Origin of the sequence: Alteromonas salexigens (assembly GCF_025628895.1) — a bacterium.
Classification (GTDB): Bacteria; Pseudomonadota; Gammaproteobacteria; order Enterobacterales; family Alteromonadaceae; genus Alteromonas; species Alteromonas salexigens.
In genome coordinates this window covers 359,960-384,584 of the sequence record NZ_JAOTJC010000006.1, presented here as the reverse complement: position 1 = coordinate 384,584, position 24,625 = coordinate 359,960, and the positions used below count along the sequence as shown (strand labels likewise).

Sequence of the window (24,625 nt, the reverse complement as noted above, 5' to 3'; positions counted from 1 at the left end):
GCTTTAAAATTTGTACAGAGGCAAGGTGACGAATGCCTTACCCCTTCGGTATAATGGTGTTTTAAGCAGTATGAAATAAGCGTTAATCCATGAGTGTATCCGGAACCCCCGCAGCAGCAAGTGAGTCGGCATCGTCCACCAGTAAACAGAAATACAGTTTCAACAAGCTGCAGAAACGACTGCGTCGCAATGTGGGCAAAGCCATTGCCGATTTCGGCATGATTGAAGAAAACGACAAGGTGATGGTGTGCTTATCAGGCGGCAAAGATAGCTATACCATGCTGGACATACTGCTGTACCTGAAAAAGATTGCGCCAATTCATTTCGACATCATCGCGGTAAATCTGGATCAAAAACAACCGGGCTTCCCGGAGCACGTGCTTCCTCAATACCTGGAAGGACTGGGAGTTGAGTACCTGATCGTAGAAGAAGACACGTATTCCATCGTGAAAGAGAAAGTTCCGGAAGGTAAAACGACCTGTGCGCTATGCTCCCGTCTGCGCCGTGGAATTTTGTACCGCACCGCAACCGAACTGGGCGCCACGAAAATCGCCTTAGGTCATCACCGCGACGATATGCTGGAAACCTTGTTTTTGAATATGTTCCATGGCGGCAAACTTAAGTCCATGCCCCCCAAGCTGGTGAGCGACGACGGCAAACATATCGTTATCCGGCCACTGACTTATTGCACCGAGAAAGACATTCAGAAATATTCGGACGCCGTGGAGTTTCCCATTATTCCCTGTAATTTGTGTGGCTCGCAGGAAAACCTGCAGCGCCAGAACATCAAAGCCATGTTGCAGGATTGGCACCGCCGCTTCCCGGGTCGTATAGAGAGCATGTTTCGCGCTATGCAAAACGTGGCCCCTTCTCATCTGGCCGACAATAAGTTGTATGACTTTCAGAATATAGCGCATTCGGATGGCCCGGTGGCTGACGGTGATATTGGCTTCGACGCCCCTATCCTTGATGCCCCGGAAATGACAAATGAGCAAGACAACAACGGCGTTCAGGTTATTCAGGTAATGGATACAACGCGATGAAAATTGGAATTGCATTAGGTTCCGGCGCGGCCAGAGGTTGGGCGCACATTGGCATCATTCAGGCACTGGAAAAGCTCGGTGTAAATATCGACGTGGTGGCCGGAAGTTCAATTGGTGCTTATGTCGGTGCCGCTTATGCCAGTGGCAAATTAAACGAATTAAAAGCCTGGTCCGAAAGCCTGACCGAGTGGCAGGTGTTGTCCCTGATGGGGGTAGGTATTCGTCGTGGCTCGCTGGCCAGTGGTCAGAAGGTATTTGATAAACTAGCCAGTGACTTCTGTGCACCTACCTTTGAAGAAATGGAAAAGCCATTTGCCGTAGTAGCAACTGATTTATATTCCGGTCGTGAGGTGGTATTCAGTAGTGGCGATGTTGGCGACTCTGTGCAGGCTTCCTGTGCCATTCCGGCTCTGTTCAGCCCGGTAGCCAATGAAGAGCGCTGGTTGGTAGATGGCGCGGTCGTTAACCCGGTGCCGGTAAATCTGTGTCGCCAGCTCGGTGCAGACTTTGTTATCGCGGTGAACCTGAACGCCGATTTTCGCCCCCAGCGCCTGGTAAAGGCGCGCATGGAGCATGAAGAAATTCAGCGTAAAACCGATGACTTCTTTACCAAAAGTCAGAACGTAGTACGCCAGTGGTTCTCGCCAGAAACCCAGCCAAATAAGATGACCCCGCCGGGTATTTTAAGCATTATGAGCAGCTCTCTGGAAATATTGCAGGCCAGGGTAACGCGGTCGCGGCTGGCGGGCGATCCACCAGACATATTTATCGAGCCGCAGCTCACTGATGTGGGTTTAATGGAATTTCACCGCGCAGAGGAAATGTGCAAACGCGGTGAAGAAACGGTTAATCGCCTGGCCGAGCAAATTCGGTATCAATTGGTGATTAATTAATCTTGATACAGGATAAGCTACTGCAAAGAAGCTGAAACCACCGGCTTACATGTAAGCCGTCGGGCTCGCCATTATGTGCGGTACAGTAAACCGTACTGCCCCAGCACCAGGTCCGCATGGCATAGCAGAAGCGGGCTTCAAGGTTACCCTTTGGACGCCATGGCCGTTATGCGTAACGGTTTTTCAGGCAACTCAATGCCTTTATCCTTGTCCAGCCAGTCCATATCCAGCATTAACATGCCGTTATTCACCGCCGGCGCATCTTCAATCAGATAATCAAGATTGGGATCAGAGAAATGCACCATAAGCCCCTCGACGGTGGGCATCATAAATGACAGAAAGCTGCCCATTTCATTGAAAAATGCCCGGTAGTTTTCCAGTAGTTCGGTAAGCTCTTCAGCAGTATACGACTGCTTGAGGTATTCTGGCTTGGTTTCCAGCTGAACTGACATATCGCACACGTTAGCTGCCTCAGCCAGATCGATTCTGATCAGTGCATCAGCCATTTTAAGCACTTTTTCAGAGGGCACAGTAAAGCGGTTCTCCTCACTCACCTGTAACGGTAATGTTTGTTTGTCCGTGACGATTTCAGCATCATTGATACCGCACAAACGCCCCTCACCGACCCGTAAAAAGCCGAATGCGAACTGTAATGCGTTGGTATCTTCACTGTTTAGCTTTCTTACATGACTATAAAAACGACTGTATTCAACCTCGATAGTTTCTGCACTTAGCGGGAAACTTAACAGTGTGGCCAATGCCACTACCCATACTTTCTTCATTCTGTGAGGTACTCCTGATTAAATTCAATCATATTCTGCAGTTCTTCCACATACGCGGCACCGCGTTCGGAATAATTCATTAACCCTTCCGCCAGCGCCACCCCACTGATAGGGATTTGATTTGCTCTGAGGCGACTGCGGATCTCGCGAAGCCGCTTATAGGCATCGTGCCGGTTTATATTTCGCATGTAGGTGTAAGTGGCGCGTGACAGGTTATCAAATTTCGCCACCTCATGACTGGCGCCGTCATTTCGCTGGGAAGGTACAAAGCCACACCCTTTACGAAAACACCATAAACCGAAAAAGTTATAGCCCTGTTGTGCAAATCGGCTGGTTCCCCAGGCCGACTCGTTGGCTGCCTGGGCTAGCACCAGTTCAACCGGTAAAATATCGACTTTCTGAAGCAGCGTCATAATACGGTCTTTAACCGGTGCATCGGCTTTCACACGATACTCCTTCGACAGCCAGCCAATTCGTTCAAGATCGTCGTCATCTACTGTCTCACCGGCCAGGACCTGTCGCAGCAGCGTTTGCAGATAGTGACGCAGAGCCAGCAGATACGCATTTTGTTTCTCAACTTCTGGTTTCAGATAACTGAAAAACGCCGCCTTTTTCTCCTGAATATTGTCGTAGGCCGAGAAATCAGGTACCGGTTTGCGCGCTTCAGTGGTTTCCGGCACATCCAGAATGTCAGGTTCCCGACTGGCGAGGATCCAGGCGTTAATAACAATTACCCCCAATACCCCGAGTGTAATGAGGACAATTTTAACGGTTTCCCGTTTATGCATCGAAGGTTGACTCATGCTGTTCACCTGCTGACGATGATTGTGCGCCTGATGTGCCCACCATATCGGCGTAAAGCACCCCAATGGCGAAGAAATACAGTGGCATTACCCATAATAGCGCGAAACCGAACGTGGCTATTCCAATGCCCATCAGGACTAAAAACACGCCCGTAAACATCAGCATGTGCCAGAAGTAACGGTTAACAATACGGCAAGACATCAGTATGGCGTTTACTGCAGACAAGTTTCTGTCGGCCACCAGGGTTAACGCAAAGGTTGATGCAACCATGATATATATGCCGGGCACAATCAGAAGTACCAATCCCAGTTGCGTAAGAATCGCCACAATTAACTGGGTAAGCGCTACCACAATAGTAATGGGCAGATAACTGAATACATCCATGACTTTCACCGACTCGTTGCGCGCGCCGCGCACGCCCATCATATACAGGCCGGTTTGCAGCGGTGCCAGCACCAGTATGGCACCTATCTGAATAAAGCCCTGCTGTTCAGCCGGCAATGACTGCATGATAAGTGCAATGACCACCAACACCAGAAAAACTACCACGCACGCCTGCACCATGGCTGAAAAATGGGTTTTAACTAAGTGATTCGCGCGGGCCAGTGTGCGCTGCAAATCAAACTGATAACGCCCTTCCAGCGTGGCTTCAAGATTGTCCGTTTGGCTAACTTGTGATTCTGAATTATGGTTTTTTTGCGTCACGCAAGGGTCTCATCTGTGTTCATAAACCCACGTATTGTAACGTATTGTGCCGTGGAACCCTACTACATCCAGACAAGCTTGGCCGCCAATCCAATCAGCAATACGCCCATCATACGATCCAGCCAGTAACCCTTTGCACCAATCAGTTCGGCTACCCGGCTGGTACTAAGCAGATATGATAAAAAGCAGAACCAGATCCCGGTGGCAACGGCCAGGTAAATTCCATAGCCCAGTTTAATAGTAAACGGCGTGTCTACGTTGATAATGGCAGTAAACAACGACAGGAAAAACAACGTGGCTTTGGGGTTTAGCCCGTTGGTAAGAAAGCCAATCCACAGCGCCTTTTTATCTGACATACTGTCCGCCGGGGCTTTTTTATCCGCAGTGACGACAGTGTTCTTTTCTGGCGGTCCACTGCGCAGCGCCCCTACAGCCAAATAAATCAGATAAGCCGCAGCCAGGTAGCTGATAGCCGCATATAACCAAGGCGTAGTGGCAATCACCACACTCAGGCCCACCAGTGAATACGCTACATGCAGTAAAATCCCTAAGCCAATACCGATACTGGTGAGCATGGCCACACGACGACCATATGCGACACTATGGCGTACCACAATTGCAAAGTCCGGTCCTGGGCTGGCCACTGCCACCAGGTGAACCAACGCGATGGTAATAAATTCTTCAAAATACGGGAACATGGTTACTTCTCAGATACAGAAAGTTGCTCGATAAATGCCTCTACGTAGTCAGGTACCAACTTCGACGCGGGCCCCTGGAATGATTCTGAAAACAGTGAACCGCGTTGGCTGGCTTCCAGGTTTAGTTCTATTGTGGTGGCACCAAACTCACGGGCTGTCTGAACGAATCCCGCAGCCGGGTATACCTGGCCTGATGTGCCTATAGAAACAAAAAAATCGGCCTGTGAGAGCGCATCGTGAATCGCATCCATATACATGGGCATTTCACCAAACCAGACAATATCTGGCCGTAACTGCCCCGGCGATGCACAACACGGGCAAGGAGTGCTGCCATCAAACGCCTGTTTCCACGTATGACTTTCACCTGAATGACTACACCGGGCTGCAAGCAAGCTTCCGTGCATGTGCAACACCCGCTCACTGCCGGCCCGCTCGTGCAGGTTATCGACATTTTGTGTTACCAGCAGAAAGTGATCGCCTAAGTGTTGCTCTAACTTAGCGAGCGCAGTGTGCGCTGCATTAGGGGTAACTTCAGGCTGTTGCAGTTGTGCCCGTCTGGCATTGTAGAAGCTGTAAACCAGTTCAGGGTTAGCGGCGAAGGCTTCGGGGGTTGCCACGTCCTCGATGCGATGTGACTCCCACAGCCCGTCGTTGTCGCGGAAGGTCTGTAATCCGGACTCGGCGGAGATCCCTGCCCCGGTTAATACCACGACCCGTGGCAGCCCTCTCATGACAGCTCTGCCGGATAGTCAGGGTTCGCGCCCCATTCAGCCCATGAGCCGTCATACACACTCACTTGCGTGGCGCCACACAGCCGGGCTGCCAGCGCCACAATGCAGGCAGTGATCCCCGACCCACAGGTGCAAATAATGGGTTCCGCCAAATTTATACCAGCCTGCTCAAACCGTTGTCTGAGTTCATTCACCGGTAACAGCTGGCCATTTTCAATCAGCGTACTGTAGTGAATGTTGGTGGCTCCCGGCATATGACCTGAGCGCACGCCCTTACGAGGCTCAGGTTCAGTACCCTTAAAACGTCCTGGTCCCCGGGCATCCACAATCTGCCTGCCAGCCTGAATGGCGCTTAACACCATAGGCGCTGGCACAAACCAGCCTGCTTCCAGGGCAGGTTCATACATTCGTACCGGTGGTTGCTCTGACTCACCCGGCACCATCAGATAGCCTTCGGCCTGCCATGCCGGAACCCCGCCATCGAGGATCTTTGCGTTGTCATGCCCCATGGCTTTTAACATCCACCATACACGCGGCGAGCAGAACATCCCCCGGGTGTCGTAGACTATGATATCTGACGACTCAGCCACACCCAGTCGCCCCAGGTAGTTAGCCAATGTCTGCGATGAGGGCATCATATGCGGCGCGGTAGCGTGCGGATCACTGCCGTCCCCGTCCAGGTCAAAATCAACTGAGCCAGGCAAACGGTCTGCATTGCGGGAATCCGGAGTGCCAGAACCCGGCTCATCCATTAGCGCCCGCAACAAACTTACGGGCTGGTGCTCCAGTGTCTCGCGCACGGCAGTGGCAGATATCAGGGGTGAGTTCACGAACGCTCCTCTTTCAGCAGGCTATTTATTGGTTGGTGTTACAAACAGATGGTAAATATCATACGGTGAACAGGGCGAAAAAAACAGCGCCGTCACCCTGGACTGCCGTCGGTTGTGCAACCTCGTGGTGGCGGGTCTATTGAGGCCACTGTCTGGCAATATCCAGTACGATGGGTTTAATACCTGCAACGATAAATTCGATGGCGATAACCATGATGATCAGGCCCATCAGGCGCATCATTACTTTGATGCCGGTATCACCAAGTAGCTTAATTAATCCGCCTGCGAAATACAGGATCCAGTAAGTCACAAACAGCACCAGAAAGATGGAGCCAAATAACACCAGCTCATAGTTAATTGAGACAGCATCGTCCATTAGCACAATGGCATTGGTCAGCGCGCCCGGCCCGCAGATCATGGGAATAGCCAGAGGGGTAACGGAGATATCTTCCACGTACGTTTTCACATCATCTTCGCCAACCTTAATGCGCGACAAGCGTGCCTGGAGCATGTCCATGCCCATCAGTAAGAAAATGATGCCACCCACAATACGGAAGCTGTTTACCGAAATATGAAAGAAAGAAAACAGTAATTGGCCACCCATTGCAAACAGCGCAATGGTAATAAATGAAACCAGGGTCGCTTTCTGGGCGGTTCTCACCCGTTGAGCAGGCGTAAGGTCCGCAGTGAGGGTCATAAAGACCGGCATCACCCCCAGAGGATTTATCAGCGTGAAGAAAGAGGTAAAGCACAACAGTGCAAAAGGTAATAAATCCTGCATGAGTCCCGTTACTGTCGACGATAAAGGCCGCGCATTCTATCAAAGCGTCTGGTAACCACCAGTTTTTGCTTGCGTGCGCGGCGTCACCCTAACAGCGTTTACGTAAACTCCCCTGAACATTACCGCACGAGTTTATGCCAGAGACCATATTCATTATTAATCTGGCCTCGTGGCAAGCTAAGGGCGATTAACAGCCCTCCACAGACCAGGCCAGATACCACAGACGGCCAGCCAGCGCTCAACGCTATTGGGGCTATGACTGAAGCTGCGCCCAAGGGAATAAGCAGGTAACGCAGCACCCGGGCTGACTCAGCCATCGCGGTTACAATAACGGTCAGCGCCAGTGCGCCGATAATGTGATCAGCATGAGCCATGGTACCGTCCACACCAAGAGTAAGTCGGGTACACATTAGCCATATCCCGACCAGAATCCCCAGCGCCAGGTTCCATGGCAGGTTTACACCGCCACCCAGCATATCCTTAATTACTGCCCATGCTGGTCGACGGAACTCGTGAGGTTTTGGCTCCTGTGGACCATCGTCCGTGTCTCCGGTAAAGAAGATCCGCAACAGCGGTCGACCCGCTTTCTTACGCCGGTAAAGAAACTCGCTGGTCGCCACCAGTTCGTCTAACGAATACGGGATCTGAATCAGCATCGCGGCAGCCGCAATCAGGCACAGCGTACACCAGGTACCCAATACCACGGGCTGAATGATAATAAAGAAAATAGACACCGCTCCCAAGGGTACGATCATGATACCAAACAACATAACCAGCCAGGGCATGGTGCGCCAGCGCCGCACAGATCCCATGATGCCGGTTATGATCTCAAGTGCATAAGTCATGGCACCCAGCCCCGCATCCGGTACCGGCCAGGCTTCTGACACCGACGAAGTGATAATCTCTTCAGTGCCGTTCTTCTGATTACCCGGGGTGCCGGTAAAAAACGGGTCCCAGATTGCGTCGATATGCCCAAGTTGATAGGCGCACAGGTAGCGGGAAATAAAAAAGCCAACAAATGCCAGAATAATGATTGGCATGCGCTGCACCCAACCCGACGGATTAAACGACCAGCCCGGCGGAGTGTCAGGTCCGGTTTGTGCCGCCACTATACTCACCCCGGGAGTGGGTCTTGAACACACCGCCAGGCCAATAATCAGCATGCCTACAAATGTGTCATTCAGGTACGCCTGTGCCGTGGGCGCCCAGAATACCAGTGGCGCATTCAATACCCACAGGCCGATAGCACCACATGCCCAACGCGCAGCACTGAGCTTCCAGGACAAGGACAAGCTGGCGAATATGAAAAGCGCCACCCCACTGGCAATGTCACTGGCAATCATAGACTGGCTTTGATAACCGGTTAAAAACGGCGCAGTGATTAGCCAGAAAGCCAGCCCCATGTTGAGAAAATGCGCCCACAAAAAATGATCGTGTTGCTGACGAAACTGCTTAATATGGTTGTGACGAATTTTTTCTGCGTTCACTTGTTTATCGTCGGCGGCCGTTATCCAGTCCGGCGCGGTAATGCCGTTATCGCTGTACCATTTGGCAGGGTCTTCGAGCAGATTAGCGACCAGTTTAGCTAACCCTTCATGAATACGGCGTTGTGGATGCCAGCCAAGAAGGCTTTCTGCCCGACTGATATCCAGATCATAGTGGTCACTGGACAGGTCAATCATAAACGGGCGAATAAAAGGCTTATCGCCATGATCGAAGTCATCCGGCACGACCGGTTCCGTTTTCTCTTCAATCCAGGCGCCCGGTTTGGCAATACTTTGTGGCACCGACAGCGTTTCCCACTCCTGTTTACCATGGATTAACTGCCCAAGCCTGTTCTGCAGAGCCTGATAGCCCATCACCTTATCTTCCCCGGCCAGCAACGCGTGGTAGTCAGGCAGACTGTTTCGTTTGCTGACTACACGGGCAAACAGGTCGGTCATATCCTGTTGATGGATAAATGCCTGTCCCGCCATCGCATCGCCGGAATACACCCAGCTTTTTATATCCCGCTCATAGATTCTGGCGATTTGGTGGCTGAGTGTGGGTACTGCCGTATGATCATCATACAGTCCTGCCATTCGGAGGATCGTCACTGGTATCTCGCCATGCTCATCGGCAATAACCTGTTCAGCGTCAGCTTTAGATTGTGGATAAATCCAACCCGGCTCGACAGGGGTATCTTCAGTAATCTTAATACCGGGGCTGGCAGGTTGATGCACCAACATGGTTGAGGCATAAATAAAGCGTTCTACAGCCTTGCTGCGAAGCTGGCTAAGAAGCCGCCTGGTACCCGCAACATTTAATTCGTGATAAAGGGGGTGATCATTACCGGTAAAGTCAAAGTAAGCCGCCAGATGAATGACTGCAGCAATGGGCCGCCCGTTTAACACATCGTCAATTTCTCGCATGGCCAGCGCCATACTGTCGTCAGATGTGAAATCGCACTCGATACTGGCATCCGCAGCAGGTGCCGGGTTTAAGTCCATCCCGACGATTTCATAGTCTGCTTGCAGGGCATTGATTAACGCATTGCCCACATTACCCGACGCGCCAGTTAATAAAATAACAGGTTTATCTGAGACCATTACCGCCCTTCCATGATTGGTTTACTACCAATCGTTACGTACTTCAGGCGCTTTGGTTTATACCGATATCCCTGAATGCATTAAAAGTACGAATTTACTTACTACCACTGTATTATGAGGATGGACAAAAGTAAGGGTTGTTAGTGGCATAAAAAAAGCCTGCGGATGACGCAGGCTTTAGTATCGAAACGTCAGCGATTAAGCGTTTTTCTTTTCGCTGATATAGTCGTTAACGAACTGCTCGAGAATATTAAGCGGTACCGGACCATTGCCAAGAATGACATCGTGGAATTCACGAATATCAAACTTGTCACCCAGCTCGGTGCGGGCTTTCTCCCGCAGCTCCATGATTTTCAGCATGCCGATTTTATAGGCGGTGGCCTGACCCGGCATTACCACGTGGCGTTCCACCATTTTCACGGCATCAGCCTTAGCGTTCGGGGTATTAGTTACATAGAAGTCGATACCTTCTTCGCGGGTCCATTTCTTGTCATGGATCCCGGTATCTACTACCAGGCGAACCGCACGCCAAAGTTCCATTGCCAGACGCCCGAAGTCTGAATACGGGTCTTCATACAGGCCAATTTCTTTCGGCAATTTCTCGGTGTACAGGCCCCATCCCTCACTGTATGCGGTGTAGCGACCGAAACGACGGAATTTAGGAATACCTTCCAGCTCCTGCTGAATAGCAATTTGCATGTGGTGGCCCGGGATCCCTTCATGATAAGCCAGCGCTTCCATTTGATAGGTAGGCATAGACGCCATGTCGTACAGGTTAGCGTAATACGTGCCCGGACGAGAGCCGTCCATAGACGGTTGCTGATAGAAGGCTTTACCCGCTGACTTTTCGCGGAACGGTTCTACCGCTTTCACAATCAGCCCAGCTTTCGGCTTGTTAACAAACAGCTCATCCAGTCGGCCACGCATATCATCAATAATGGCTTTTGCTTCGTCCAGATAACGCTTACGGCCTTCTTCTGTACTTTCATACACAAAATCGTCGTTATTGCGCATGTGTACGAAGAACTCTTGCAAGGTGCCTTCGAAGCCTACTTTCTTCATAATGCCGCGCATTTCTTCGTGGATCCGCTCCACTTCGCTTAGGCCAATTTTATGAATTTCTTCGGCAGTAAGGTCGGTAGTGGTGGTACGCTGCAAGGCGTTATTATAGAACGCTTCGCCGTCAGGGAATTTCCAGGCGCCATCTTTAGTAGTGGCCTGTTTCTCAATACCCTTAACTGCAGCAATTAAGCTTTCATAGGCGGGTTTCACCGATTCCAGCATGGCCTGTTTGGCTGACGCAACCAAGGCACTACGTTGCTCGTCGTCAATCTCCAGCCCATCAAGCTTTTTATTGAAATCTGCCCATAAGGCGCTAGCTTCGCCGTCGTCAAACGGAGCACCGGTAATGATATTCTTACTGTCGCTGATGACGTAAGGGTAAACAAACTTCGGCGCGATAATGCCTTTTTCCGCACGCAGCTTCAGATTTTCAGCCAGCTGGTCGAACAGGGCCGGCAAGCCGTTTAAACGGGCAATATAATCTTCTGCATCCCCTACTTCGCTAATCCCATGCTGGTTAATCAACAGCGAAGCGACACTGGAGTGCAGGCCGAACATTTGGTTAACCGGGTAATTGTGATGGCGCCATTTGAAGTCAGCAATCTCGTTTTCGAGTTTTTGCTTCATCAACATCCAGCTAAGCTTGGTTTGTTCGTTCAGCTTAGACTCATCAATCGCCATTACACGCTCAAGATGTTTTTTCTGTAGCTCCAGCTCTTCCTGTTTGGCTGCATCAGAGATGTCATCCCACTTATCCTGATCTTTCTTAATACCAAGATAAGACTGATACATCGGGCTGCGCATCACATTTTCCATGAAAATGTCTTCGAACAGCTGGTTGGCTTTTTCTGATTCAGTCTGAGCAACAGCCTGAGAGTTGTTCTCTGCTGCTGAGGCTTGCGTTTCGGCGGGGGTTGTTGTTTGTTCTGATACCGCGTCGGTGCATGCCGTTGTTACGAACACCAGCGAGACCGCCAGCGCTAATTTCTTATATTCGAACATGTGTTCACTCCTGTATTTTCCACAAACTTGATACGCGTTGCGAACCAGGATGTCAATGACAGGACGATAACCCGAAGGATTAATGCGGTAACTGCGGGCTTACACTGAATAAAACGCGTAGCTTGCCATGGAAATCACACAGCCAGCGTAGTTTCGGTAGCGTAAACGTATAGTTCGATGCGTATCTAAACATGTTCTATGGTGAAGCAGTTTAGTGGTGTTGGAGTGTAGCAAGAAAATGGTGCCCGGGGCCGGACTTGAACCGGCACGCTGTTACCAGCGAGGGATTTTAAATCCCTTGTGTCTACCAATTTCACCACCCGGGCTGGGGTATGCATAAAATGCATTAAGGTGACAGGTTGGTCCCTGCATTACTGCTTGCGCAGTGAAGATGGAGGCGGAACCCGGAGTCGAACCGAGATCCACGGATTTGCAATCCGCTGCATAGCCATTCTGCCATTCCGCCAAATTTGGAGCGGGAAACGAGATTCGAACTCGCGACCCCAACCTTGGCAAGGTTGTGCTCTACCAGCTGAGCTATTCCCGCATAATTTATTGGTTTCACATCAGAGGTTGTTATGCTTTTCATCACCTTGCCAAATTGGCAATCACTTCGTGACGAGGCATGTACACTACCCGCTGCGCTATTCCCGCAAAATCTTTACAACTTTGTCTGAAGAGGTGCTCTTCAAACGTGGGGTGCATTCTACCTGTGCAGCCCGATCTGTCAATAAGTAAAACCGCTAAAAAAGCCGTAAATCCTTAATTTGCTGCTCGTTTGCTATATTTTTACCCACTTTGATCACAAGCTGTTCAGTGATCGTCGCCGGCTGACGGTTTCAGGTGCGGCCAGGCGGCCAGGCTATAACTGATCATTGACCATACCGAAAGCACGGCCGCGATATAAAGTAGGACATGGCCCAGGGTTACCCAGTAAATGGGGAAGCCCATGAAATACTCCATCCCCGACAACAGGCCGATTAACGCCAACATTTGTGCGGTAGTTTTCGCTTTGCCCATAAATGACACTTTCACCGTGGCACTCAGGCCACGCTGCCCCATCCACTCTCGCAGTGCTGACACATAAATCTCCCTCACCAACAACAGAATAGCCGGGATGGTGATCCACAACGAGGCATAGCTGTGGGTTATCATAAGCAGTGCTGCGCCCACAATCAGCTTGTCTGCAACAGGGTCTAAAAATGCGCCAAACGGCGTGCTTTGCTTCAGGCGACGGGCAAGGTAGCCATCAAACCAGTCGGTGATAGCCGCTAACCAGAACACAAACGCGCCGGCCTCGTGGGCCCACCGCCAGTCCAGAAAGTACACAACGACAAAAACCGGTATCAGTACAACCCGGAACATAGTGATGATATTAGGAATGGTCCACATGATTACTTCTCTGTATGTATGCTGTTATATCGCACATTGTCCTAAGAGGCTGAGTTTAACACTATGCCGATAAGTTCTAATTATGCAAATGATCGTAAATGGTTTCTGCCAACTGCGGGCTTATTCCCGGTACACTGGCAATCTCGTCTCGGCTGGCTCGCTTAAGTCCCTGCAACCCGCCCATGTACTTCAGAAGCTGTTGGCGGCGCTTCGCGCCTATCCCGGGTATTGTCTCCAGCGTGGACGTTGTCTTCACTTTCTGGCGACGGTTTCGGTGACCGGCAATAGCAAAGCGGTGGGATTCGTCACGAATATGCTGTATCAGATGTAATCCCGGTGAATGGCTTTCCAGTTGCAGTGTTTCATGCGACCCGGCCATAATCAATGTTTCCAGCCCCGGCTTCCGGCTGGTGCCTTTAGCCACCCCGATTAGTAACGGCTTTTTGTCGTGGGGCCAGTCCTGAAAGAAGGTTTCAGCCTGCGCTAACTGGCCTTTGCCACCATCGATAAATAAAATATCCGGGATCTTCTGCACTTCTTTAACGGTTTTATACCGGCGTTTAAGTGCCTGCGCCATTGCCGCATAATCGTCTCCCGGTGTGATCCCTTCAATATTGTAACGCCGGTAATCTGACTTATGCGGCCCTTCCCGGTTAAATACAACGCACGACGCCACGGTCTGCTGACCTGACGTGTGACTGATATCAAAACACTCCATTCGCTGAATAGGCGTGTCTTTTTCCAGCGCTGCTTCCAGATCCAGGAAGCGGGCGTGTACTGATTTTTGTTGACTGAACTGCGCATCCAATGCGGTTTGAGCATTGGTTTGGGCGAGGTGCAAATACCGTTTACGTTCCTCTCGGGCGCCGCGAAAAAATTTAACCCGATAACCCGCTTCTCCGCTCAACAAATCGGCTATCGCCTCTTCATCACTGAATTCATGAGATAGTACGATTTGTTTCGGAATAAGTTTGTTGCCTGCCAAATAAAACTGCAAAAAGAACGATTCAAAAATTTCCTGTTCATCGGCGGTGCTGGGGACTTTTGGGAAGAATGCCTTGCTGCCCAGTAATTGACTATCACGAATAAACATCACCTGAATACAGGCCATGTTGCCCTTCACAGCAAACCCAAATACGTCCATCTCGTCTTGCGTCCCGGACACCCACTGGCGCTCCTGGATTTTGCGCAATGCGTTGATCTGATCACGGTAACGGGCGGCCGCCTCAAAATTAAGCGCTTCACTGGCCAGTTCCATCTTCTTCACCAGTGAACCAATGACCTGCTGATTTTTACCTTTTAAAAATAAGCGGGCGAGGTTGACCTGTTCGGCATATTCTTCATCGCTTACATACCCTTTCACGCAAGGCGCACTGCAGCGTTGCAGTTGATATTGCAGGCACGGACGGCTGCGGGCGCGGTAGTAGCTGTCTTCACACTGACGTACCGGGAAAATCCGCTGCATTGAACGCAAGCTTTCCCGCACCGACCATGCCGAGGGGTAAGGGCCAAAGTACTCCCCCTTTTTCTTTTGCGGGCCGCGATGAAAAGATAACCGCGGGTGTTCATGCGCCGACAGAAAAATGAACGGGTATGATTTATCGTCACGTAACAGGACGTTGTACCGGGGCCGGTACTTCTTAATAAAATTGTTTTCTAGCAGGAACGCTTCGGTTTCACTATTTACTACCGTTACGTCCATATTGGCAATCTGACTGACCAGCGCGCGGGTTTTGGCGTTATCTACCTGCATTCTGAAGTAGCTGGACACGCGCTTCTTGAGGTTTTTCGCTTTTCCTACATAAATCACTTCCTCCTGAGCGTTGTACATCCGATACACGCCAGGCTGATTAGTCAGATTTTTGAGAAACGCCGCTGAGTCGAAGTCAGTCATTAACCACTTATAATAGGTTGGGGTCGATCAGTTTATGACGCAAAGCCAAATGCGTCAGCTCTACGTCGGTGCTTACGCCCAGCTTGTCGAACATGCGATAACGGTACGTATTCACCGTTTTGGCATTTATGCTCAGTTCTGAGGCAATCTCCGGGACCTTTTGTCCGCGGGTCAGTCGCATGGCAATGTTCAATTCACGACTGGACAAACAATCAAAGGGGTTATCACTGTCGGGGTTTAGCTTACTCAGCGCAATGTTGTGGGCAATCTCGGCTGGCAAATATTTCTGCCCTGCTGCCACTTTGTATATGGCGTTGATCATTTCTTCGGGTTCAGCATCTTTGGTCAGAAAGCCAAACGCCCCTGCTTGCATAACCTGAGACGGGATGGGGTGTTCTTTGTGCATAGACAAACAGATCACCCGCGTGTTCTCCGACATACGGACGACTTTCTTGGTGGCTTCCAGACCTCCGATGCCGGGCATGTTGACGTCCATCAGTACAACATCCGGCGCATTTTTGCGGCAATATTGAACAGCCTCTTCACCGTTCTTCGCCTCCGCGACGACGGCAAAGTCCTCAACATCTTCAAGAATTCGGCGTATCCCTGTTCTGACCAGATCATGGTCATCTGCCAGGATAATTTTAATCACGTTGAACGCTCACTGAATTTGGTGTTTTCATTGTTTAATTTCGCTGTACGCACAGTCAGCATAATACCATGCACCAAGATGGAGTGAAGAGCTAAGACAAGACTCATTGAAATTTAATGATTTATGATGAGATTGTGAACAGCGTCAATGACTTGTGCGTAAGGTATGGGACGAACAAGGGAGAGATGTTATGCCCTATTCATCCCGCACATCGTTACCTGATTCAATGAAAGATAATTTGCCTGCTCACGCCCAGGATATTTTCATTGCCGCCTTCAACCGCGCCTGGGAGGAATATGCCGAGCCGAAAGACCGACACGGCAACAACAGCCGGGAAGACGTTGCGTTTAAGGTTGCCTGGTCGGCCGTTAAACAGAGCTACCACAAAAATACCAACGGCAAGTGGGTTAAAGACACCGACTAAGGCACTGTTAGCCCGGCGGCAGATCAAACCATAGCGCCTCAGCCGTCTGAGATGCGGTAATGGTAATAGTGTCTTCTTCGGAAAGGCCAATTGCGTCCCCTGCCCGGTAAATTGAACCGTCAATATCCAATGACCCGTTGATAACATGCAGGTAGCCCCACCGTGCATGTGTACTAAAAGACTGACTCTGGTTATCTTGCAAAAACACCCGAAACAACGACATATCCTGATTAATACTCAGCGTGCCATTGCTACCGTCTGGCGTGATTAAAGGTGTCACGGAGCCATTTTGACTAATGGTACGCTGCGCGTAACTGGGTGCTATACCTCGGTGCTGCGGTAATATCCATATCTGCAGAAAATTGGCGGTATCAGTCTCCGAGGGGTTGTATTCCGAATGCATAATCCCCTTGCCAGCGCTCATGCGCTGTATATCCCCAGCTGGAATAATACCGTCCGTACCCGTGCTGTCTTTGTGGGCAAGGCTACCAGAGACCACATACGAGATAATTTCCATATCCCGGTGGCCATGGGTGTCAAATCCCCTCCCCGCGGCTACTACGTCATCATTTATCACCCGCAGTACCGAAAAGCCCATGTGCGCGGGGTCATAATAATGGCCAAAGGAAAATGAGTGACGGCTCTGCAACCAGCCAAAATCGACTCGTCCCCGCTCATCTGCTCGTCTGATATATCGCATACATTGCTCCTGAAGCCTTAAGATAAGGGCAGTTTACAATCTAATATTCCATACTTATATCAGCTAAATTTTTAACATTTATTCTATTATCTAGAATGATTTTAGGAGCCTGGAAAATGCTTCTTTTAACACTTCTGGGTGGGAAGCCAAATTCATTCGAAACCAGCCCGGAGCACCAAAAGACTCGCCCGGGGACAACACTACGCCCGCCCTATCCAACCGTGCGTGGGTGTCATTCACTGACAAACCTGCTGCAAGATTTAGCCACATGAAAAAGCCTGCCGTGCCCGTTGACCAGGTAATCTTCCCGGGGAGTTTGCTGGCTAACTGCTCACTGAGAACACGGTTTTTATGCAGGCAATGCTGTACGTCAGTAAACCAGTCACCACCTTGCTGATAGGCTGCATTCAATGCCACCCTGCTTACCGCTGAGGCAGACAGGTGGCGCTTTTTTACGGCATCAGCAAACATCTCCCGCTTTGTCTGATTAGCAATCAGGGCATAACTGGCTGCAGGAATGGCAGCAAGATTAAAGCCTTTCACCGGACTGGCCAGCGATATGGCGTCAGCATCGAGCGCAGCCCAGGGCATCACCGGGCTCTCGCCAAACGTGAAATCGGCATGTGCTTCATCGCTAACCACGGTAATGTCATGTTGCTGACAAAACCTCGCAATCTGGCGCTGTGTCTCCTCTGAAAACTGACTGCCATCAGGGTTATTCGGATGGCAGACCAGCAGCATGGAAGCACTGGGATAAAGGCTTTCGATAGTCGGCCGACCCGCCTGCAACGGAACGTATAATGGAATGCGTCCCGCTATGCGAATGGCGTCTATGAGTGGCCCGTACGTGGGTGTGAACACCATTATCGAGTCCGCTGGCTTGGAGAATATGCTGATTGCTGTATGCACACCCGCAATAACAGAACACAACGGGACAGGGGTAAAGGAAGGAGCTAATGTGCCACGTTTGGCATACCAATGAGATACCGCAGCCCCGATATCAGTCTCTACATAGCCGAAGGCGTCGGATGCAAGAAATTCCGCCACTGCCTTGTGTACGCATGAGGGAGGTGGCACATCGAGATCTGCCAGCCACAGGTACAAAGGATCTTCGTGCTGACAGTTGCCGGGGGCCCGTTTACGATCGAACTTCTCTGCACCGCTATTTCGCCGGTCGACAAACATCAGCTACGCTTCTGAAATACACTGCATTCTGACAGGCTATGCTGATATTTACGTTTGGTCTCCCGTATCACAAAAGGTATGTCAAACGGGCCATCCAGCCGTATAAACTGTGCCGCCAGTTCACGTTCCAGGGCATCGGTAGACGTCAGGGTTTCGCCGGTATCCTCCTTAAATCCGCCCAGCCACTCCGAGGGCTCTGTATACTCGTCAAGCCAGGTAAACGGTGAAGCCACCACCAGGATCCCACCTGTGTTTAATCGCTCCGTGACGGTTTGTAATACCTTGCGCGGGCTGTATACCCTGTCCAACAGGTTGCCCATGAAAATGAGATCGTAGTTATCGAATTGTGGCTTGAGATTACAAGCATCGCCCTGCATAAACCTGACGCGCTGCGCAGCGTCTGTCAGACCCATATCTGCTATCCGCTGAATATGAAATGACGTTAACGTGCCTTCCTCTGCCAGGCTATAGCGGATTTCGCCATTAGCCTGCATGGCTGCTGCTGTTTTAATGAACCGGGCGGAAAAGTCCACTGCATCAACATGGTCAAACTCTCTGGCAAGCTCGAAAGCCGAGCGGCCCACCGCGCAACCGAGATCCAGTGCCCGCTGTTTAGGGCGCCCCTGCATATGACGGAGACACACTTGTGCACAGGATTTAGCAAAGTTAGGTACCCCAAAATACTCCTGTCCATAATGAAATTCGCAGTACTGAGAGACCTGGGTATCGCTTTCATAATTCATGTCTGACACCTGGATGTTGCTGTCCGATTCAATATAGCGAAACCCGGCATGCTGGAAAAAATGGCGGCGAAATGCGTAACGGCTGTCCCGGGTTGCTTCATTACCGGTTGATATCCAGCTGCCGCCTTTGATCAGGTTATGCTTATTATCAAACGTGGGTGTAGTGAAGTCATCGTACAACGGGTGCACTTTAAAGCCTGCCATGGGGTAAATGGGTGTTTCCGTCCACTGCCAGACATTTCCTACTACATCAAAAAACTCACCCTGTGGGTAGCGATCCACAGGCACCGATGATGCGCTATCAGACAGGTGAATATTGGCGTCACCTGCATAACGACGCTCTGTGACACCAGCTTCGTCCCGTATTCGCAGCCATTCATGCTCGGTGGGCAGCCGAATTGATCTGCCCTCTTTCGCACTTAACCAGTTACAAAACGCTTTGGCCTCGTGATAATTAACATCCACAGGCCAGTTTAGCGGCAACGGCTGAATATCCAGCATGCTGCGGTAGTCAAAGCCGTGCTCACCGGCAACCCAAAACACCGGGTGAGTGGCTTGCGTGTAGTCCCGCCAGCGATTACCTTCTTGTTCCCACCATTGCGACTGCTGGTAACCCCCGTCTTTAACAAATTTAAGAAACTCGCCGTTAGACACCAGATATTTTGCGGCTTTAAACGCCCCCACTGCTTCTTCTTCTGTGCCGTACTCATTATCCCAGCCATATATAGAGTCATCATGTGATTTACTGCGCGAAACCTTGCCCGCCGGTACCTCAACCAATTGGTTGGCCGGCGCGTCACCCTGCTCTTCACACCGTGGCCAATCTGACGACTGGCGCAAATAGCCGATATCAAGCTGCCGAATTAGTACCGAGGATGTTTCCAGATGAATGCGCTCATGTTCAATTCCCATCACAACCGGCCACATGAGGCTTTCCCAGGACACGGGCATTGTAAAGTGCATTGTGCTAATAAGATCAGACACTAGCGTACGAACCTGACGTCGATAATCTCTGACTTGTTCCACGGACGGCCAGTCGTAGTGAGCGTCGTTAAGATCATCCCAACTCATTTCGTCTACGCCTACCGCAAACAAGGATTCAAACTCAGGGTTAATGCGCTCATCAATGAGTTTCGCCAGCAGTAGCTTGTTTATAAAAAACGTAGCCGTGTGGCCATAGTAAAAAATTAACGGATGACGGAGCTTTTCAGGGCGTTGATAAAATGCATCATCGGTAGCCAATACACTGAAGAGAGAGTCGTAAAGGTCGAAGGAATGATGAAAATAACGCAGAATTTCCTGACGTTTCTCCTCAACCGATCCCGTCGCAAGATCAGGAGTGTGTGGATGCGTCATGATTGGCTCCCTGTGAAAAGCATGCACATAGGTTGTCATCGCCTCAAGGGCGTACGTCGACGACTCGCAGTACGTATAACGATAGCAGCACTGAGGGGAAGATTGTATGTATATTTATAATACGATATTTACCGGCTACACGGCTGATAAGATCAGAAAAGCGCTAACGGAAGCCCTGTAACCATTAAGGAAAATTGCATACCGAGGTTATAAATACCGCTGAATTTATTTAGGTTATTAGCCGCTTCGGTAACTTTTGCGTATCGTGCTGAAAAAGAGCTGCTTACCCACTATTTAGTGCAAATGAAAAGAGCGATAAGGTTATTGGTTTGGGTTGTAATGAATAAAACCGATGACTGGGTCATGCCAAATCACATTAATCAGTGATTAGTGACTATGGGATGTGCTTTTTGAATGTGGCGGAGAGTGAGGGATGTGCTCAGGAACATCCTGTACCTGTCCCTTCGGGCGCCTTCGGCGGCACAAATCGTTCCCGACGATTTGTCGAACCGTGGGGGTTCTCACCCTCACTGGAAACGTCTGCGCTTTTTTTTTGTTATAAAAAAACCCGCAACTTGTGCGGGTTTTTCGGAATGTGGCGGAGAGTGAGGGATGTGCTCAGGTACATCCTGTACCTGCCCCTTCGGGCGCCTTCGGCGGCACAAATCGTTCCCGACGATTTGTCGAACCGCGGGGGTTCTCACCCTCACTGGAAAAGTCTGCGCTTTTTTTTAGTTATAAAAAAACCCGCAACTTGTGCGGGTTTTTCGGAATGTGGCGGAGAGTGAGGGATTCGAACCCCCGGAAGGTTTGACCCTTCGCCTGATTTCAAGTCAGGTGCATTCAACCGGACTCTGCCAACTCTCCGTGAAGTGCTGCGTATCTTAATGATTTCGTCCGAGGTGTAAAGCACTTATTTGAACATTTTTGTCTAAGCGACCAATTGATAAACAAAACGCCTCAATTATCCCTGAAAAAACAAAATTAGTGACGTTATTTGGTCTCTATCGAGCGCCTTTGCTGTTCAGCTTATTGGCAATAAATAAATCAAACGAGTATTTCCCACCACCTTGTATCGCCAGCGCGCTGGTCGCAGCCAGTAGCGACAAAGCGAACTCGTATCCGTTATTACTCATAAACAAACCGTTGGCAGCGTGCACGCTAAAAATCGCAATAATCATGGTAAATGCGCTCACCAGAGCAGCGGGTCGGGTAAGCAAACCCAGGATTAACGCAATTCCACCAAAAAACTCAGCGGTACCGGCCAGTAAAGCCATGAGATAGCCTGGTGCCAGCCCTATACTCTCCATCCATTGACCGGTGCCCGCCAGGCCGTAGCCCCCAAACCAGGCGAAAAGTTTTTGTGCGCCGTGGGCGGCCAGAATAATTCCTACCGGTATGCGTAACACCAGACTCGCGAAGCTGTTATTAGTAGTAAAAATTTTATTCAAAAGTTGCTGACTCATCATATTATCCTCAATTTCTGTAATCTTAAAAACGGCAAGGCTTCCCTCAATGGCGTTGCGTGCGCCTTTGTCTTCCGCTGTAACGCTGCCTTACAAACGTTATGAGCTTAGAATAGTTACCAACGCTACTTGAATAAAGTGGCTGCATGTTGAATGATTACCAATACACCATTGATAATCGGATAAGAAAATGGACAGGATCGCGCTGCTCAAAACCTTTGTGGCGGCTGCAAATGAAGGCAGTTTTACCAAAGCGGCAGAAAAACTGGATACATCGAATCAACTTGTCAGCAAATACGTGGCGCAACTTGAAAAGCATCTCGACGCCCGGTTGTTCAACCGCACCACAAGGCGTATCCATCTCACCGAAGCCGGGCGGCAGTGCTTACAGCATGCCAACCATATTCTTGAAAGTATTAATGACATGGAAGGCCAACTCGGGCTTTTCAATGCCCAGGCAAAAGGCGTTTTGCATGTGAGTGCACCAGTTTCCTTTTCTACTCTGCATCTCGCGGGGGCATTAGGAGCATTTCAAAACGCCCACCCTCACGTATCAATTAACCTGCAACTGAATGATCGGAAAGTGGATGTAGTAGATGAAGGTTTCGATGTTGCCATTCGCGCAGGCCACCTTGCCAGTTCGACGCTGGTGGCAAAGAAAATCACTACTGTAAAGTTAGCCCTCTGCGCCTCGCCCGCTTATTTAGAGAAGTACGGGATGCCCTCACACCCTGCTGAATTAAAACCTGATCATTATCTGGAATACACGTATGTTAACTACGACAACGATCAATCTGAACTGATAAGAGCGCTGAAAGCCAACGCCCAAAAATATACGCCCAGACTCACGGCGAATAATGGCGAAGTTTTACTCAACGTCGCCAAACAAGGTGAAGGTTATGTTTTACAGCCTACCTTTATTGCGGGTGGTGCATTAAAACGGGGAGAGTTAGTCTCTGTATTGGAAGCGTTTGTTCCTGAGCCTGTATCATTGTATGCGGTTTACCCGCACCGTAAACTCGTATCAAACAAGCTACGGGTGTTCATAGATTTTTTGTCCGAATATTTTGAGGATATTCCCTACTGGGACAGGTAAGCAATACCGATAAAATTAAGCGTGGGCTGCTCGGCCAGCCCACGCGAATGACGATTTAAAGCCTAAACGTCTCCATCAGAGCAGGTACGCCCGGGAACATTCCAATGAGTGCCATTACCGTACACAACACAATAAAGGTGACACCGGGAATTAACCAGCGGCCGGCTTTACCTAACTCTATCGCTCTGTCTTTGCAGCCTACCAAACCAATATTGTCCAGTAGCATGGTTAAAGACCATCCGAAAACCGGGTTGACCACCACAGAAGAAATGACGACAAGTGCCGCAGACTGGGTTGTTTTGCCTTCCCTTGTCATCTGCATACCCGCTTCCATTAGCGGTAAAAACACACCCACGACCAGCGCGACACAGAGAACCGGCGGCCAAATTGCGAGATCCATAGGGTAACCCCATATTGCGGCGATAACACATAGAAGGCCGGTTACCAGCGCACCGCCCGGAATGGGCCTGCGTGCAATTGACGCCGGTATAATATAGGTTCCCCAAGAGGAAGAAATATTACCACCTCCCAGTAAGCTACCTACCGCCTGGCGGCTTGACGCAGCAATCATGGTGTCATCTATGTTCATGTGGGCTCTTTCGCTTTTTTTAGGGTAGCTCAGCTTTTGAAACACCTGATGACCCAGAAAGTCTGGCGACCACATGGCTACGGCCAGCACGGCAAAAGGCATTACCGCGATAAAATGCGACCAGTCAGGTAACCCTAACTGCCAGCCTGTATCTTCTCCCCACCAATACGCTGGGTTTAAATTAGGCATACCTGGTGAGGTGGTAAATTCAAAAGGTGCCCCGAAAGCAAGCGCAATGACAGCTGCCATGACTGCGCCAAGTGGAATAGCCAGCCAGCGTTTTTGAATATGCTCTAACCATGCGTACATTAAAATAGTGGCGATAATCACGACAAAGGCCAGGTACGCCATGTCGAAACTTTCTGCCCACGCAAACAGTTTCTTAACCTGCCCTGTTATACCAATAAAACCTAAGTACAACAGTAAGCCGCCACAGACACCGTTACTGGTTAATTTGGCAAGAATACTCCCGCCTTTAGTTATACCTAAAATAAACCCAAACAAACCGATTAACAGCCCCAACGCCATGGGGTGACCACCAGAAGCCACCATTAACGGTACGAGTGGCAGAAGAGGACCATGAGTGCCCGCCAGATTGGCAGAAGGGTTCAAAAAGCCAGAGATCAGAACCACAAACAACACCGCGGCAATGAGCAGTTCAAAGCGCACGTTTTCAATTACGAACTCAGGTGACAAGCCAAGTGGTGCAGCAAATGCCCCTACTACCGCCGCAACCATGACGATTTTCCCAATAGTTGCGGCCATCCCCGGAATAAAGTCCTCCCACTCAACACGGTAGTCCTTACCCGGAAGATTCAAGCGCCAGCGCTTTGGAGAAATAATTTGTAGTTCGTGATTTAAGTAGTCGTCCCGCGATTCAAAACTACTGCTCGGTTTGTGAAGTTTTTGATAAGAAGAACTTTCTTGTGACACATTACACCTTTAGATTGCGCGAAGAAAACGCCAGCCTAAACATGTGAACAGGATGTAACAATGCGACTGTGGTCGTATATCCCGGGTATGAAAATCATACAGTTGTGGCAAAGCCGCATGTGTTTAAAGTTATTGGGTATTGAGCGCCGGAGAGTGAGGGATGTGCTCGGGTACATCCTGTACCCGCCCCTACGGGCACCTTCGGCGGCACAAATCGTTCCCGACGATTTGTCGAACCGCGGGGGTTCTCACCCTCACTGGAAACGACTGCGCTTT

21 protein-coding genes and 4 tRNA genes are annotated in these 24,625 nt (G+C 50.1%); 4 read left to right on the top strand and 21 right to left on the bottom strand.

The window, feature by feature from the left end; all coding sequences use genetic code 11:
* Positions 1–89: 89 nt before the first annotated feature.
* The gene (gene ttcA, locus OCL06_RS05855; protein WP_262992800.1) at positions 90–1,043 is read left to right on the top strand and encodes a tRNA 2-thiocytidine(32) synthetase TtcA; all 954 of its coding nucleotides are present in this window, start codon (positions 90–92) and stop codon (positions 1,041–1,043) included.
* Positions 1,040–1,936 (top strand): patatin-like phospholipase RssA, encoded by an 897-nt coding sequence (gene rssA / locus OCL06_RS05850; protein ID WP_262992799.1) that lies wholly within the window; start codon positions 1,040–1,042, stop codon positions 1,934–1,936. The genes ttcA and rssA overlap by 4 nt, the downstream gene beginning before the upstream one ends.
* Before the next feature lie 143 nt (positions 1,937–2,079).
* Here rssA and OCL06_RS05845 read toward each other — a convergent pair whose 3' ends face one another.
* The 15 genes from OCL06_RS05845 to uvrY all read right to left on the bottom strand — a co-directional run bounded on the left by OCL06_RS05845 (position 2,080) and on the right by uvrY (position 15,857).
* A complete protein-coding gene (locus OCL06_RS05845; RefSeq protein WP_262992798.1) occupies positions 2,080–2,718 on the bottom strand; it encodes a DUF2987 domain-containing protein in 639 nt (212 codons plus the stop codon).
* Positions 2,715–3,506 (bottom strand): glucosaminidase domain-containing protein, encoded by a 792-nt coding sequence (locus OCL06_RS05840; RefSeq protein WP_262993119.1) that lies wholly within the window; start codon positions 3,504–3,506, stop codon positions 2,715–2,717. The genes OCL06_RS05845 and OCL06_RS05840 overlap by 4 nt, the downstream gene beginning before the upstream one ends.
* Positions 3,499–4,227, bottom strand: a complete 729-nt coding sequence (locus OCL06_RS05835) for a DUF2189 domain-containing protein (RefSeq protein WP_262992797.1) — start codon at positions 4,225–4,227, stop codon at positions 3,499–3,501. Before OCL06_RS05835 ends, OCL06_RS05840 begins: the two co-directional genes overlap by 8 nt.
* Positions 4,228–4,289: 62 nt before the next feature.
* Positions 4,290–4,925 carry a LysE family translocator gene (locus tag OCL06_RS05830; RefSeq protein ID WP_262992796.1) on the bottom strand — a complete coding sequence of 212 codons (636 nt, stop codon included), beginning with the start codon at positions 4,923–4,925 and terminating at the stop codon, positions 4,290–4,292.
* A gap of 2 nt (positions 4,926–4,927) precedes the next feature.
* Positions 4,928–5,656 (bottom strand): Sir2 family NAD+-dependent deacetylase, encoded by a 729-nt coding sequence (gene cobB / locus OCL06_RS05825; protein WP_262992795.1) that lies wholly within the window; start codon positions 5,654–5,656, stop codon positions 4,928–4,930.
* Positions 5,653–6,486, bottom strand: a complete 834-nt coding sequence (locus OCL06_RS05820; protein WP_262992794.1) for a sulfurtransferase — start codon at positions 6,484–6,486, stop codon at positions 5,653–5,655. Before OCL06_RS05820 ends, cobB begins: the two co-directional genes overlap by 4 nt.
* A gap of 136 nt (positions 6,487–6,622) precedes the next feature.
* Positions 6,623–7,267: a MarC family protein gene (locus tag OCL06_RS05815; protein WP_262992793.1), complete on the bottom strand. Its 645-nt coding sequence runs from the start codon at positions 7,265–7,267 to the stop codon at positions 6,623–6,625.
* Between the two features lie 119 nt (positions 7,268–7,386).
* Entirely contained in the window at positions 7,387–9,855 is a 2,469-nt protein-coding gene (locus tag OCL06_RS05810) for a vitamin K epoxide reductase family protein (RefSeq protein ID WP_262992792.1), read from the bottom strand.
* A 198-nt stretch (positions 9,856–10,053) separates the two neighbouring features.
* Positions 10,054–11,919 (bottom strand): DUF885 domain-containing protein, encoded by a 1,866-nt coding sequence (locus OCL06_RS05805; protein WP_262992791.1) that lies wholly within the window; start codon positions 11,917–11,919, stop codon positions 10,054–10,056.
* Between the two features lie 239 nt (positions 11,920–12,158).
* Positions 12,159–12,245: transfer RNA gene (locus tag OCL06_RS05800), tRNA-Leu, on the bottom strand.
* A 66-nt stretch (positions 12,246–12,311) separates the two neighbouring features.
* Positions 12,312–12,385, bottom strand: a tRNA-Cys gene (locus tag OCL06_RS05795).
* Positions 12,386–12,390: 5 nt separating this feature from the next.
* Positions 12,391–12,466 (bottom strand) — tRNA-Gly (locus OCL06_RS05790).
* Between the two features lie 266 nt (positions 12,467–12,732).
* Positions 12,733–13,311 carry a CDP-diacylglycerol--glycerol-3-phosphate 3-phosphatidyltransferase gene (pgsA, locus tag OCL06_RS05785; RefSeq protein ID WP_262992790.1) on the bottom strand — a complete coding sequence of 193 codons (579 nt, stop codon included), beginning with the start codon at positions 13,309–13,311 and terminating at the stop codon, positions 12,733–12,735.
* 76 nt (positions 13,312–13,387) lie between these two features.
* Positions 13,388–15,205 carry an excinuclease ABC subunit UvrC gene (gene uvrC / locus OCL06_RS05780; protein ID WP_262992789.1) on the bottom strand — a complete coding sequence of 606 codons (1,818 nt, stop codon included), beginning with the start codon at positions 15,203–15,205 and terminating at the stop codon, positions 13,388–13,390.
* A gap of 7 nt (positions 15,206–15,212) precedes the next feature.
* Entirely contained in the window at positions 15,213–15,857 is a 645-nt protein-coding gene (gene uvrY, locus OCL06_RS05775) for a UvrY/SirA/GacA family response regulator transcription factor (RefSeq protein ID WP_262992788.1), read from the bottom strand.
* A gap of 190 nt (positions 15,858–16,047) precedes the next feature.
* On the opposite strand from uvrY, the gene OCL06_RS05770 reads away from it, so the two are divergent.
* Positions 16,048–16,281: a ChaB family protein gene (locus tag OCL06_RS05770; RefSeq protein WP_262992787.1), complete on the top strand. Its 234-nt coding sequence runs from the start codon at positions 16,048–16,050 to the stop codon at positions 16,279–16,281.
* Between the two features lie 7 nt (positions 16,282–16,288).
* On the opposite strand, the gene OCL06_RS05765 is transcribed toward OCL06_RS05770, so the two are convergent.
* The 5 genes from OCL06_RS05765 to OCL06_RS05745 form a co-directional block, all read right to left on the bottom strand.
* Positions 16,289–16,981, bottom strand: coding sequence for a pirin family protein (locus OCL06_RS05765; RefSeq protein ID WP_262992786.1), 693 nt, complete (start codon positions 16,979–16,981; stop codon positions 16,289–16,291).
* A gap of 90 nt (positions 16,982–17,071) precedes the next feature.
* A complete protein-coding gene (locus tag OCL06_RS05760) occupies positions 17,072–18,166 on the bottom strand; it encodes an aminotransferase class I/II-fold pyridoxal phosphate-dependent enzyme (protein ID WP_262992785.1) in 1,095 nt (364 codons plus the stop codon).
* Positions 18,166–20,265, bottom strand: coding sequence for a 5-histidylcysteine sulfoxide synthase (gene ovoA, locus OCL06_RS05755; RefSeq protein WP_262992784.1), 2,100 nt, complete (start codon positions 20,263–20,265; stop codon positions 18,166–18,168). Before ovoA ends, OCL06_RS05760 begins: the two co-directional genes overlap by 1 nt.
* Before the next feature lie 775 nt (positions 20,266–21,040).
* Positions 21,041–21,132 (bottom strand) — tRNA-Ser (locus OCL06_RS05750).
* Positions 21,133–21,269: 137 nt separating this feature from the next.
* Positions 21,270–21,731, bottom strand: a complete 462-nt coding sequence (locus OCL06_RS05745; RefSeq protein WP_262992783.1) for a DoxX family protein — start codon at positions 21,729–21,731, stop codon at positions 21,270–21,272.
* 190 nt (positions 21,732–21,921) lie between these two features.
* Between OCL06_RS05745 and OCL06_RS05740 the strand changes: the two genes are divergently transcribed.
* Positions 21,922–22,827 carry a LysR family transcriptional regulator gene (locus OCL06_RS05740; protein ID WP_262992782.1) on the top strand — a complete coding sequence of 302 codons (906 nt, stop codon included), beginning with the start codon at positions 21,922–21,924 and terminating at the stop codon, positions 22,825–22,827.
* 55 nt (positions 22,828–22,882) lie between these two features.
* Here the strand turns inward: OCL06_RS05740 and OCL06_RS05735 are convergent, their stop codons facing one another.
* Positions 22,883–24,349 (bottom strand): DUF3360 family protein, encoded by a 1,467-nt coding sequence (locus OCL06_RS05735; protein ID WP_262992781.1) that lies wholly within the window; start codon positions 24,347–24,349, stop codon positions 22,883–22,885.
* Positions 24,350–24,625 lie beyond the last annotated feature (276 nt).

Coding starts and splice junctions, on each gene's coding strand:
- ttcA (WP_262992800.1), top strand. CDS start 90: ATGAGTGTATCCGGAACCCCCGCAGCAGCAAGTGAGTCGGCATCGTCC.
- rssA (WP_262992799.1), top strand. CDS start 1,040: ATGAAAATTGGAATTGCATTAGGTTCCGGCGCGGCCAGAGGTTGGGCG.
- OCL06_RS05845 (WP_262992798.1), bottom strand. CDS start 2,718: ATGAAGAAAGTATGGGTAGTGGCATTGGCCACACTGTTAAGTTTCCCG.
- OCL06_RS05840 (WP_262993119.1), bottom strand. CDS start 3,506: ATGCATAAACGGGAAACCGTTAAAATTGTCCTCATTACACTCGGGGTA.
- OCL06_RS05830 (WP_262992796.1), bottom strand. CDS start 4,925: ATGTTCCCGTATTTTGAAGAATTTATTACCATCGCGTTGGTTCACCTG.
- cobB (WP_262992795.1), bottom strand. CDS start 5,656: ATGAGAGGGCTGCCACGGGTCGTGGTATTAACCGGGGCAGGGATCTCC.
- OCL06_RS05815 (WP_262992793.1), bottom strand. CDS start 7,267: ATGCAGGATTTATTACCTTTTGCACTGTTGTGCTTTACCTCTTTCTTC.
- OCL06_RS05810 (WP_262992792.1), bottom strand. CDS start 9,855: ATGGTCTCAGATAAACCTGTTATTTTATTAACTGGCGCGTCGGGTAAT.
- OCL06_RS05805 (WP_262992791.1), bottom strand. CDS start 11,919: ATGTTCGAATATAAGAAATTAGCGCTGGCGGTCTCGCTGGTGTTCGTA.
- pgsA (WP_262992790.1), bottom strand. CDS start 13,311: ATGTGGACCATTCCTAATATCATCACTATGTTCCGGGTTGTACTGATA.
- uvrC (WP_262992789.1), bottom strand. CDS start 15,205: ATGACTGACTTCGACTCAGCGGCGTTTCTCAAAAATCTGACTAATCAG.
- OCL06_RS05770 (WP_262992787.1), top strand. CDS start 16,048: ATGCCCTATTCATCCCGCACATCGTTACCTGATTCAATGAAAGATAAT.
- OCL06_RS05765 (WP_262992786.1), bottom strand. CDS start 16,981: ATGCGATATATCAGACGAGCAGATGAGCGGGGACGAGTCGATTTTGGC.
- OCL06_RS05760 (WP_262992785.1), bottom strand. CDS start 18,166: ATGTTTGTCGACCGGCGAAATAGCGGTGCAGAGAAGTTCGATCGTAAA.
- ovoA (WP_262992784.1), bottom strand. CDS start 20,265: ATGACGCATCCACACACTCCTGATCTTGCGACGGGATCGGTTGAGGAG.
- OCL06_RS05745 (WP_262992783.1), bottom strand. CDS start 21,731: ATGAGTCAGCAACTTTTGAATAAAATTTTTACTACTAATAACAGCTTC.
- OCL06_RS05740 (WP_262992782.1), top strand. CDS start 21,922: ATGGACAGGATCGCGCTGCTCAAAACCTTTGTGGCGGCTGCAAATGAA.